At 37.5% G+C, this 12,478-nt stretch carries 8 protein-coding genes; 4 read left to right on the forward strand and 4 right to left on the reverse strand.

Annotated elements, in window-relative coordinates; all coding sequences use genetic code 11:
• Window positions 1–211: 211 nt before the first annotated feature.
• Together IM793_RS20120 and IM793_RS20125 are read left to right on the forward strand one after the other, a co-directional pair.
• Entirely contained in the window at window positions 212–3,070 is a 2,859-nt protein-coding gene (locus IM793_RS20120; protein WP_193424460.1) for a S9 family peptidase, read from the forward strand.
• 253 nt (window positions 3,071–3,323) lie between these two features.
• Entirely contained in the window at window positions 3,324–4,604 is a 1,281-nt protein-coding gene (locus IM793_RS20125; RefSeq protein WP_193424462.1) for a nucleoside recognition domain-containing protein, read from the forward strand.
• Window positions 4,605–4,680: 76 nt separating this feature from the next.
• Here IM793_RS20125 and IM793_RS20130 read toward each other — a convergent pair whose 3' ends face one another.
• The 4 genes from IM793_RS20130 to IM793_RS20145 all read right to left on the reverse strand — a co-directional run bounded on the left by IM793_RS20130 (window position 4,681) and on the right by IM793_RS20145 (window position 10,989).
• Window positions 4,681–4,854: a hypothetical protein gene (locus tag IM793_RS20130; RefSeq protein WP_193424464.1), complete on the reverse strand. Its 174-nt coding sequence runs from the start codon at window positions 4,852–4,854 to the stop codon at window positions 4,681–4,683.
• 163 nt (window positions 4,855–5,017) lie between these two features.
• Window positions 5,018–5,458 carry a PaaI family thioesterase gene (locus tag IM793_RS20135; RefSeq protein ID WP_193424466.1) on the reverse strand — a complete coding sequence of 147 codons (441 nt, stop codon included), beginning with the start codon at window positions 5,456–5,458 and terminating at the stop codon, window positions 5,018–5,020.
• Between the two features lie 272 nt (window positions 5,459–5,730).
• Window positions 5,731–8,187, reverse strand: coding sequence for a TonB-dependent receptor domain-containing protein (locus tag IM793_RS20140; protein WP_193424468.1), 2,457 nt, complete (start codon window positions 8,185–8,187; stop codon window positions 5,731–5,733).
• 471 nt (window positions 8,188–8,658) lie between these two features.
• Window positions 8,659–10,989 (reverse strand): ABC transporter permease, encoded by a 2,331-nt coding sequence (locus IM793_RS20145; protein ID WP_255512126.1) that lies wholly within the window; start codon window positions 10,987–10,989, stop codon window positions 8,659–8,661.
• Window positions 10,990–11,423: 434 nt separating this feature from the next.
• Here IM793_RS20145 and IM793_RS20150 point away from each other — a divergent pair, with 434 nt between their 5' ends.
• Together IM793_RS20150 and IM793_RS20155 are read left to right on the forward strand one after the other, a co-directional pair.
• A complete protein-coding gene (locus IM793_RS20150) occupies window positions 11,424–11,882 on the forward strand; it encodes a MaoC family dehydratase (RefSeq protein ID WP_121283284.1) in 459 nt (152 codons plus the stop codon).
• Between the two features lie 162 nt (window positions 11,883–12,044).
• Entirely contained in the window at window positions 12,045–12,278 is a 234-nt protein-coding gene (locus IM793_RS20155; RefSeq protein WP_193424472.1) for a hypothetical protein, read from the forward strand.
• Window positions 12,279–12,478: the final 200 nt, after the last annotated feature.

The following is a 12,478-nucleotide window of genomic DNA, read 5'->3' on the forward strand; positions in this document are numbered from 1 at the left end:
AATAAGCGCACGGCCTTAGGTGTTAATTCTGGAAAGCTTAATCTTCGGTCCTCCGACCCCGGACTTCTTACAAATCCCACCATCCATCTTACATTTTACCTTTCAAATTCCCTTTTTTATTGTAATATTTGGTATACAAGTTTCCTAATAAGCTAAAAAATTCCAATTTTAGAAGATTAAATCTCAACCAAACAAATTAATAAATTTAAAAATGCAAAAGAGACTAACTATTATTCTGTTTTTCGTTGTCAGCTTTGCCTACGCACAAAAGAAACCTTTAGATCATTCGGTATATGATACCTGGGAATCAGTAGGCACAAAGCAATTATCAAATAATGGTCAATGGGCTATGTATAGCATCTCACAACAAGAAGGAGAAGCACAATTATACCTTACTAATATTAAAACGAATGCAAAGATAAATATCCCAAGAGGGATGAACTCGCAATTTAGCAACGATTCTAAGTTCGCAGCATTTAACATCCGTCCACTAAATAAAGATTTGCGTCAGGCTAAAATTAAAAAGAAAAAGACAGATGAATTGCCAAAAGATTCGTTGGGCATTGCCAACCTCACTACTAGTGCCGTTACAAAAGTAGCAAGGGTAAAATCTTTCAAATTCCCTGAAGAAGGCGTTGGTGTAATGGCCTATTTAACTGAAAAGCCAGATACAGCAAAGAGAATGGTAAAACCTGCTGAGAAAAAGGATGACGAAACTGATTTTGCCGATGATGAACCTGCCGGAAAAGGCAAAACCGAAGAAGGAACCGATCTGGTAGTGAAAAACCTTTTAACAGGCACAGATAAAACCTATAAATTCGTCACCGATTATTATTTCAGTAAAGACGGCAAACAATTGGTTTTTGCCTGCAGTGGAGCTAAAAAGGACAAAACAGCCCCTCAGGGTGTGTTCTTGCTGAATACAGAAAAAAACACATTAAAAACCCTGATTAAAGGTAAAGGAAGTTTCAAAAACTTCACATTTGATGAGGAAAGCGAACATGTTGCTTTTGTGGGTGAGCAAAGTCCGGAGAAACAAGAAATAAAAGATTACAATATTTATTACAACTCTTTAACGCTTGATACGGCGCAGATACTGGTAGATTTTGATATGCCAGGGTTACCCGCAAAATGGTCGGTTAATGGCGATGGTAAAATAACTTTTAGTAAAGACGGCAAGAAATTGTTTTTTGGCATCTCCCCTATTAAAAAGCCAAAAGATACTACAATCGTAGATTTCGAAGTGGCCAAAGTTGATGTTTGGAACTACAAAGACGATTATCTACAGCCGATGCAGCTTAAAAATGCGGACAGGGACAGCAAAAAAAGCTATTTATCCGTTATTGATGTTTACAGCAGCGATCCTAAAGTAATTCCAATAACAGATCTAAAACTACCTGATGCCAATATGGTTGCGGAAGGTGATGCCAATGTGGTTTTAGCATCTACAGACTATGGCCGTAGGATCGAATCGCAATGGAGCGGTTCTACCACAAAAGATTACTTTTTAGTTGACACTAAAAATGGTCAGAAAAAGAAAATCATTGATAATTTAAGCGGATATGCCATGGCTTCTCCTGGCGGAAACTACGTTTTATATTTTGATAGAAAAGCAGGTAGCTGGAATACTTATAACATAAGCACAGGCAAATTAACTGTACTAACAACCGGATTAACAGAAAAATTTGTCAATGAAGAAAATGATGTACCCGATTTACCATCTGCTTATGGCTTAGCCACCTGGACTGAAGGCGATAAGGCCTTATTAATTTACGATAAATACGATATCTGGTCGTTCTCTCCAGATGGAAAAACGGCGCCAAAAAACATTACTGCCGGTTTTGGAAGAGCAAACAACCTTACCTTCCGTTACGAAAGAGTACAACAGGATAACAGGTTTGAACGCAATGCAGACAGCAAATTTGTAAAAGCGAACGAAACGGTCTGGCTAGATGGCTTTAACCATTTGACTAAAGAGAATGGTTTTTACCGCAGCAGTGTAGGTTCAGCTAAAGCGCCTGAACTGGTTGTAATGGCTAAATTTAAATACTCGAACCTGATAAAAGCAAAAGATGCTGATATTTACATTTACGATAAAGCCAGTTATGTAGAATCGCCAAATGTTTACATCACCACCGATTTCAAAACGGAAACCAAATTAAGCAATACCAACCCTCAACAAAAAGACTACAATTGGGGCACGGCTGAGCTGGTTAAGTGGACTACGCCAAAGGGTTATAAAGCCGAAGGTATTTTGTACAAACCGGAAAATTTCGATCCAAATAAGAAGTATCCGATGATTGCTTATTTCTACGAAAAATTAACGGATGGTTTATATACTTATCAAGCGCCGGCCCCTACTCCATCCCGCTTAAATATTTCTTATTTCGTGAGTAACGGATATTTAGTTTTCGCACCCGATATTAGTTATGAAACTGGTCATCCAGGTAAATCAGCAGTTGAATTCATCAATTCAGGTGTGGAAAGTCTGAAGAAAAACAGCTGGGTTGATGGTAGTAAAATCGGCATCCAGGGTCAAAGCTGGGGTGGTTATCAGGTAGCCTATCTCATTACGCAAAATAACATGTATGCAGCAGCCTGGGCTGGTGCACCTGTGGTGAATATGACTTCGGCTTATGGTGGTATCCGTTGGGAAACCGGTATGAACCGTCAGTTCCAGTACGAGAAAACACAAAGCCGTATCGGTGCAACACTTTGGGAAAAACCTGAATTATATATTGAGAACTCTCCACTATTTATGCTTCCGAAAGTTAATACACCTGTGGTAATCATGGCTAATGATGCAGATGGTGCTGTGCCCTGGTATCAAGGGATCGAAATGTTTACAGGCCTGCGCCGTTTAGGTAAACCTGTGTGGATGTTAAACTATAATGGTGAAGCGCACAACCTGGTTCAACGCCAGAACCGCAAGGATATTCAAATCCGAGAACAACAATTTTTCGACTATTATTTAAAAGGTGCGAAAGCTCCGGCCTGGATGACAAGTGGAATTCCTGCTACCGAAAAAGGAAAAACCTGGGGTTTTGAATTAACGGATGATAAACCGTAGTTAGTCCGAAGTCGGAAGTCCGGAGTCAGAAGTCCATGGTTAGGAGTATATAAAACTGACCATGGACTTTTTATATTGGGTTGATATATGCTGAATAAGCAGTCTATCAACCATTTGACTATCGACCATAAACCATTATTTAGTATGCAGAATCTGACTTCGGACTAAAGACTACCGACTCCGGACTTCTCCACTATGAACTTTCGCTTAAAAGCGGTATTTTAACCACTTCAAATAAAACTACACAACCCTAATGGCATTAAGCAGGATTTGGTCGGCATTTATTATTGTAGCTATTGTTGTAGCTTGTATTAAATGCTTTTTCTTTGGGCAAAGCGATATTTTTAACTGGATGGTAATCGGAAAGTCCGATGATCCGGCAAATCCGCTTAAATTGGACGGAATTATTCAAACCTGTTCCATTGCTGTAAAACTTTGTATTGAGTTGGTAGGCACTTTGGCTTTGTTTATGGGCTTTATGGCTATTGCAGAAAAAGCAGGTGGTATCCGTTTATTATCAAGGATGATCAGCCCATTTTTTTCAAAGCTTTTTCCTGAAGTGCCAAAAGGTCACCCTTCTATGGGCCACATGATCATGAACTTTTCAGCAAACTTATTAGGTTTAGATAATGCAGCCACCCCTTTCGGTATTAAAGCCATGGAAAGTTTGCAGGAGTTGAATCCGAATAAAGATGTTGCCAGTAATTCGCAGATTATGTTTTTATGTCTGCACGCCGCAGGTTTGTGTTTGATCCCTGTAAGTGTAATTGCCATCCGCTCAACCCAAAATGCGCAGGATCCTACCGATATTTTTATTCCCTGTATGATTGTAACCTTTGTAGGTACCATGGCAGCAATGCTAATTGTTTCTTTCAAGCAGAAAATCAATCTTTTACAACCTGCTATTTTAACATGGGTTTTAGGAATTTCAGCAGTAATTGCAGCCATAGTGTGGTATGTGAGCCGTTTAAATGCAACAAGTGTTACTTCTTTCTCTGGCCTGCTAAGTGGTGGACTTATTTTACTGATCTTTTTACTCATCGTTATTGGTGCGTTATACAAGAAAATAGACATTTTTGATTCTTTTGTTGAAGGCGCAAAAGGCGGATTTGAAACGGCCATCAAAATTATCCCCTATTTAGTGGGGATTTTAGTTGCCGTATGTATGTTGAGGACTAGCGGAACTTTTGATGTAATCATGAACGGAATTAAACATGCTTTCATCTTTTTAGGCGCAGATACCCGTTTCGTTGATGCGCTACCTACAGCTTTGATCAGGCCTTTGAGTGGCGGAGCAGCCAGGGGCATGATGGTGAGTACCATGATTGCCAACGGACCAGATTCTTTTGCAAGCAGATTATCAGGGGTGTTTCAGGGTGCATCAGATACCACTTTTTATGTAGTAGCTGTTTATTTTGGTGCTGTTGGCATCAGAAATACCCGTTATGCAATTGGTTCGATGTTATTGGCCGATTTAGTTGGCGTAATTACTGCGATAAGCATGGCTTACCTCTTTTGGCCTGGATTAAAATAAAAGCATAAAAAATCTCCATTTGAGAAAAGCCAAATGGAGATTTTTTTTTATGAGCATTATATCAGATGTGCATAAACTACGAAACCGGAATGGAAATCCTATTGATGATCTCATCAATAGCATCAGGATCAATTGCTATATTTTTCGAAGCACACCATTTTTCTGTTTTATTATCTAACCAGATACAGAAAGAATGATAGCCATCTAAAACAACGGCATAGGTTTCGTGAAAATCATCTTGAATACGCATGCAAAATCCCTTAAAAATTTTGCCTCTCACATTGAATTGCAGGGTGGAATAATTTTCTAACATGGCTCATTATATTTTTGGTTAATGTACAACAAATTATAAACGAGAATGTTTCGTTAATTTAAAGGAATTAACAATTAATTCTTAAGCTAACAGAAAAGACTTAACCTATGTTTAACATGTTGGAATAGCCTTTAGCTATTAAACGCTTTTTTGAGGGTAAAAATATTTCGCACTGCAGATTTAATATCGTGCGGCCTCTTTTTACAATCGAGGTTTCTGCAACAACTTCGTCGCCTTCGCTGGCCGTAGCAAAATAATCGATATAATTATTTACGGTGGTGTATCGTTCATTTAATCCCATCGTAAAAACAGTTGCTCCAATTAAATCATCAATAATACCTGCTGTTACACCGCCATGCAAAATTTGATAAGGATTGGTCATTTCTTTACGGATGGTATACTGGCAAATCAATATGCCATGATCTGCTTTAATTAAAACCGGGGCCAGCCAGTTCATAAAATTTGAAGGCGAATTGGTAATTACCTTGCCAATTGATTGCCTTAAAAAAGTTAAACGCTGTTCGCTTAAAGATGGTTCCATTAGATGTAAAATGTTATCATGTAAGATGGATGAAGTAAAAGTAGGAAAAATGGAGCATAATCGCTAGTTCATAGTCCATAAGTCCATAAGTCCATAAGTCCATAAGTCCATAAGATGGAATGGTTGAGTGAAAAAAGGTTTAATGAACCCAAGGAAAATGGAAGATGTAACCATGTAAGATGGATAATGGGCAAGTTCACCTTATAGTCATTCCCTCTTACATCATCCATCTCCCCTCTTACATATTACATCATCCATCTTGTCCTCTATTCTTAAATTGGTATTATAACTTTAAAACTCAGGTTCCTGCCCATATTGTAAATCCCTGACCGGCCATTGGGCGAGCGGTTATAATATTCGAAATACTTCAATCTGTTTAGATTTGATTGGTAGGCGATATTAAAAATATTATCGGCCTGAAGAAAAATATCGAATAAGGTTTTTCCTTTTTTAGTTTTTAGTGTTGATCCTATTCCACCGTTGATTAAAGTATAACCTGAGGTAAAGCTTTCCGTATTATCAAGCGCATAAAATTTATCCTGATCAGCGAAAAAAGCAGCATCAATTTTAATATAAGGTTTGTCAAAAATACCTAAAGGCTTTTGCGCTGTTGCTTTGATCTCTGTCCTCACTTGTAATGGCGGAATAAAAGGCAAATATTTCGCGTCTCTACCATGTTTATCTAAGAGTTCCTGATTCTGGTTCAACCCGACTACATAAGCGAGACTATTATTGAAACTTAGCCATTTTAAATTTGCAGGATGTAGATTTATCGAAATTTCTGCACCATATAACCTGGCTTTTGATTGTTGGTACTGATAAGTTAGGTTTCCGGGAACTATAACCACCGGATTTCCGCTGGCATCAGTTAAGCGCGATTGATAAATGTAGTTCTGAATATTGTTATTAAACAGTTCAACACTTATTTCAGCATCTTTTAAGTAAGCAATAATGCCAATATCTTCCTGAAGGTTAAATTCTGGTTTAAAGGTCCTGTTGCCCAGGTACACGATATGTGCGCCTGGATCTAAGCCGTTCGAACCGATTTCTGTAATATTTGGAGCCCGATACCCTCTCGCAATATTGGCTTTAATCAAAAACTTTTCTGAAATATTATACGTTAGACCCAGGCTTCCTGATAAGCCATAATAGTTTTTATTAAAAGATGGAAACTGTAATTTCCCGGTAGGGTTGTTTGCGCTTACCTGCTCGCCGAAACCGGTTTGTGCATTGGTACCTACATAAAAATCGCCCCAATTGATATTCCTTCTATCGATTCTGATTCCGCCGGAAACATCTACCTTGCCCATCGATTTCTTTGCGAAATAAAAAGCTCCTATATCGAAAAGATCATAATCGGGAATGGGAAAATCGGTAGCGGCCTTGCTCCTGTTTCCCTGGTACATGCCATTTACCCCGATGGTACTTTCGATTCCGGCAAAATCAGGCAGATTGTATTTGAGATCGTAATTAAAAGTATTTAACACCACATAAAGCCCGGCCTGACCTGGTAATGTAGGGTGGTTATACTCTCTCCTCACGCTTTGCTGTCCGCCAATCAATACATTTAAATCACTCGTTCCAAATTTAAACTGACTGGTGTTATAAAAACGGTAATGTTGAATGTGTTGATGCAAGGGATTAATGGAATAGGTATTCAATTCACTTTCAGGCACAACAGGCCTGTTTTTAATATCATCTCCATCATCCAAAACCTGTCTGGTAAATCGTCTCGATAAAGAATCTCTGCTGCCATCAGGAATTTCCATCAAATTATCATAATAGGTGATGGCTGTTTTAGAAAAGCCCCAGGCTTTATCGACCCTGGCGCTTGCCGATAAATTGTATTCTCTAAAAGCTGTTCCATAAACCAGCCCATCAATTTTATTTTGGTAGTTATGTGCTGTTTTCCCGGTCGCCCTAAAGGTATATTTCCAATCTTTTTTAATGTAGGCCAGTCCGAGCGATGATCCGATCATCCCATTATTGCTTTGGTAATTTGCAGTAAAATCGCCTTTCAACTTTCCATCTTCAAAATTCGGCGTATAAGGAATCATATTAATTACTCCAGCCAATGCATCGGAACCATAGGTTAGGCTAGCCGGACCTTTTACAACTTCAGCACGTGTAATGCCATATTCATCTACCTCAATTCCATGTTCATCGCCCCATTGCTGCCCCTCCTGCCTTAAACCGTCATACAATGTTAACACACGATTATAACCTAATCCCCTTATAAAAGGCTTAGAAACATTTGGGCCAGTGGTAACGGCTGTAATTCCAGGCACGCCTTTAACAATAGCTTCTATCAGGTTCGTATTTACATTTTGATCCATTGTTTTTTTAGAAAGTACGGCAATAGGCACAGGACTTTTCCGTAATTGTGTTGCGCGGTTTACCCCCGTAATTACCACGTCGTTTAGATCTGATGCTAAACTTAATAAGTCGGCATTAACCAAAGTGGTATCTCCTTTTAATGTTATTCTAATTCTTTTTGACTGATAACCGATGCCTGAAAAAACCAGATCGCAATTTCCAGAAGCGATTCCGCTGAATTGATAGCTACCTGAACTACCCGATTTTGTTAATTGGTTCGTACCTAAAATTTTAATAGTGATGTTTTCTACAGGTACATGCTGAGAAGTCACGAATCCCTTAACTGTAACCTTTTGGGCAATGGCATTTAGTGATATAAAAAAACAGAAGCAATATAATAATGGAGATTTCATAAATACAAAAATGATTTATCTAAATATAATTTTAGACAAATCTAAATTTTAATTTATATATATCAAATAAAATATTTAGATGATATTTAAGACAAAGGTAGATAAGCGTTTAGCGTAAGGCGAAAAGTTTTTTTAATGCTGAGAGGTGGTATGGAATGCTTACAGTTTCCGGCCTTTTTTTGATCTATCAGAAAACTATAACGTATGTCGCCAACGGATTAGCAGATTTACGCAGAGATGGACCCTTAGATTCCGCTACAATTGACAGATCTCTTAAGAAAGGTTGTCATTGCTGACGATAATCCGAGGTTGATTTAATTCCTTTAAATTCTTATTTAATTTATATTGATTTTTATACAATAATTAACGCTCAGGGTGACACATTCAATGCACTCAGCGTAACACACGTAGATATGGTAGTGCTTAAAACACTTGAGTATTTTGGGTTATACAATTGAAATAATTTAAAGATTATTCGTATTTAAGTGCATCTACAGCGTTAGCTTTAGCTGCACGGTACGATCTAAAACTTACTGTAACCATTGTTAACAGCATTGATCCAATCATCGCTAATAAGAATGGCCATAAACCGAGAGCAGTGCGATAAGCAAACCCAGATAGCCATTTATTTGCTAAAATATAAGCTAAGGGCCAAGCCACGAGGTTTGCTATAAAAACCATTTTAACAAAAGATCCATTGAGCATTTTTATGAGTTCGACAGTGGTAGCACCTAAAACTTTTCTGATAGCCATTTCGCGTGTACGTTGTGTGGCAACAAAAGATATTAATCCAAAAAGGCCGATAAAAGAAATAAACATAATTACAACGGCAAAAATCTTAAATAAAAGGCCCGTAATCCGTTCCGACTCATAATATCCGTTAATATCGTCATCAATAAATTTTGCTGAATACACCTCATTTGGAAAACTGCTTTTCCACATGGTTTCGATGTTTCTCATCGCTTCAATAAGCTGTTTACGATTAAGCTTGACAGCCATATTATAATAGTGCTTTTTCTCCTGATAGAAAACCATAGGCGAAATTTTCTCCTGAAGCGACTGATCATTAAAATCTTTTACTACCCCAACAATTGGCCCTGTTCTTCCATTTTGCGAAATTACTTTTCCCAGCGCTAGCTGAGCATTCGAAATTCCTATTTTTTTGACAAAGGTCTCGTTGGCGATATAAGCATTTGCCGTATCACTTTTCCCGTAAACCTTACCTGCCACAAACTGAAGTCCAAACAGATCAAAATAGTGTTCATCGCTTATAGAAAGCCGCACTTCAAAGTCTTTATTCTCGCGGCCATCTACATAAAAATTGGTAGTATTCATCATACCCGAAAGTGGTGGCCGTATAAAATAACTCTGCATTTCCACACCAGGTATGTGCAACAGTTTTTCTCTGAACATTTGCTGTTTGGTTAGGCTGGCACTATCTCCGGGAAAATTGATTAGTACAATCGCATCCTTTTTAAAACCAAGGGGTTTTTCCCTTACATATTGCATTTGCCTCACTACTACAACCGTAGCAATTATCAGCACAATAGTAATGGTGAACTGCATCACAATCAGCACCATGCGAAGGTTAAAATTCCCTGACTTGATGCGCACTTTATTCTTAATGGCTAAAGCAGGACTAAAACCTGAAATAATCATTGCCGGATAAAATCCTGCAAGAAAGCTTACAGTTAGCACCATAAAAAACAGAAAAACAAGAATTATAGGGCTTGCAAAAAGAGAAAGATTGATCTGCCCTTTAAAAAGGCTGGCCAACTGAGGTAATAATAACTCTGAAAATATACAAGCCAAAAGCATAGAAACAGTAGCAATTGCAGCAGTTTCCACTAAAAATTGAAGCACAAGCTGCTTACGCATTGCTCCCATCACTTTGCGTACGCCTACCTCTTTCGAACGGTTTACTGACTGAGCGGTGGCCAGATTAATAAAGTTGATACATGCTGTGACCATTAAAAAGAGTCCGATAATGGCCAAACTATACACTTCTTTTTTCGTAATAGCGGTACCAGCAAAATTATTGTAACGTTCACTAAAATGCACATCAGCTAAAGGCTGTAAGCGACTCTTTTGATTGCCTGGTAATTTTTTCTGTTTTAAATATTTATTATTTAACCTTTCTAACGACTGTTCTAATAATGGCATAGAAGCGCCTTTTTTCAGGAGCACAAAACACTCATCATATGAATTTACCGAATCCCAATCCTGGTTTTTACTTCCGGAAAAAGTTGGAAAACTGATCATAATATCCATTGGAACACTGGTACTTTCGGGTAAATCAGCAAATACACCAACAACAGTTAGGGGGATAGAATTCCAGAAAGTAAAACTTTTATCAATAGCAAGCTGGGCAGAACCAAAAAGGGTTCTGGCAGTTTTTTCGGATAGCACTACAGTATTTGGCCGGGAAAGCGATTGTCCGGCCTGACCAAAAAGCCATTTTACCGCTAATATATCAAACAGATCAGATTCAGTAAAGTATACTTCACGAACGGCTTTAAAACGTTCAGTGCCATCATTATTCTTAACCATTACCACACCGCTATTGCGCGAAATTCTTGCAATTTTCTCTATTCCTTCTAACTCTTGTTTAGCAGCCGGAGCAAACGGTATGGGTACACCTGCAGAATAATCATCAAAATTATTGTATTTCCAATCGGTTACAAACCTATATATCCGATCTGCATTTTTAAAGTTTGTATCATAACTCAGTTGAAACCTGATAAATATGAAGATCAAAATGCAACTTGTCATCCCGATAGACAGACCAAGTATGTTAATCAAGGTATATGATCTGTTTTTAATCAGATTTCTAAAAGCAATTTTCAAGTTTAATCTGAACATAGACTTATATTTCGGCAAACAACTCCATTCTTATGCCAAATATAAATATGCGGTTTAAAACGAGGAGAAGGCGAATAAAATATAATTACTGTTCAGAAACGAACAAGACTGTACGCAAGCGGACAGTAAATTTCAGTAACAATATATAAATTCTCAAAATCGCCTTATAACCTATATCTTACTGATTATAAACAAGCTGCACTGATCAGAGTAAAATCAGCAGAACAATCCATTTAAAATTTTTATCCGTATATCGTCATAAACACGGTTATTATGATTATAATTGGATGCAAAAGAGTGAATGAAACCATAATACCTTAAGGATTGTTATCCCTAAGGAGTTGTAAACAGTACTAATCCTATAAACAGAATATATGTTGGTGATCAATAATTTTGAAGAGTATGAATCGCATCTGGGTAAAGAACTGGGTGTTTCGCAATGGCATACTATAGACCAGGCACAGATCAATAAATTTGCTGATGCAACCCTGGATCATCAATGGATACACACCGATCCGGAGAAAGCTAAAAATGAAGGACCTTTTAAGGCAACAATTGCGCATGGATATTTAACCTTGTCGTTAATTCCTTATTTATGGAAGCAGATTGCAGATGTACGTAATATTAAAATGGAAATTAATTATGGCATTGAACGCTTTAAATTTGGCCAGGCCGTTTTAGTGGATAGCGAGGTGCAGTTAAAAGCTAAATTAATTTCTATCAGCAATTTGAGGGGAATAACAAAAGTTACCATTCAGGCTACTCTTGTGATTAAAGACCAGCCAAAGCCAGCATATGTGGGTGACGTAGTATTTTTATATCATTTTATATAAATGCTAAGGTGATCTGGCAAATTGAAGACCATCATTTTTCTATTTTCCTATTGACTTAACGCGATATGCGCCCGATACGGTTTCCTAATTGTTACATTGGTCTGGAAATAATTCTACTGACTAGGCGTTAATTTAAATAGATAAGATTATTAAATTTGACATATGGAAAACATCATCACCCCTACCCAATTAATCATCAACCATGAGAATAACGGTAATAAAGCTACTTTAAAAATTGGAAGTAAATTTCAATGGGATCCTAAATATGCATCAAAAGAAACGCCTTCTTTTGATTCTTTTAAAAGCGAAATCGAAAAATTTTACGAATATAAATTGGTATTTGGTTATGAAGGTGCTGTTGGTCAGAGTATTTATATGGTAACCGGTGTGAAATAAACTACATCAATCAGTTCTTAAGTATTATTAAGGATTGACCAGTCCTGATAAAATAGATTAGTTCAATGAAAATGTATCGAAATGATGCTTAAAATATAAAAAGCCCGGATATCCATCCGGGCTTTTCTTATCAACTAACCTAAACTTATAAATACTAACCAAATATTTATAGCGCAAATCTAAATATCGATTATTAAGCC

Source organism: Pedobacter sp. MR2016-19 (assembly GCF_014947265.1).
Taxonomy (GTDB): Bacteria; Bacteroidota; Bacteroidia; order Sphingobacteriales; family Sphingobacteriaceae; genus Pedobacter.

Bases quoted from the DNA above. Each gene is read 5' to 3' on its own strand.
- IM793_RS20120 (WP_193424460.1), top strand. From the start codon at position 212: ATGCAAAAGAGACTAACTATTATTCTGTTTTTCGTTGTCAGCTTTGCC.
- IM793_RS20125 (WP_193424462.1), top strand. From the start codon at position 3,324: ATGGCATTAAGCAGGATTTGGTCGGCATTTATTATTGTAGCTATTGTT.
- IM793_RS20130 (WP_193424464.1), bottom strand. From the start codon at position 4,854: ATGCGTATTCAAGATGATTTTCACGAAACCTATGCCGTTGTTTTAGAT.
- IM793_RS20135 (WP_193424466.1), bottom strand. From the start codon at position 5,458: ATGGAACCATCTTTAAGCGAACAGCGTTTAACTTTTTTAAGGCAATCA.
- IM793_RS20140 (WP_193424468.1), bottom strand. From the start codon at position 8,187: ATGAAATCTCCATTATTATATTGCTTCTGTTTTTTTATATCACTAAAT.
- IM793_RS20150 (WP_121283284.1), top strand. From the start codon at position 11,424: ATGTTGGTGATCAATAATTTTGAAGAGTATGAATCGCATCTGGGTAAA.
- IM793_RS20155 (WP_193424472.1), top strand. From the start codon at position 12,045: ATGGAAAACATCATCACCCCTACCCAATTAATCATCAACCATGAGAAT.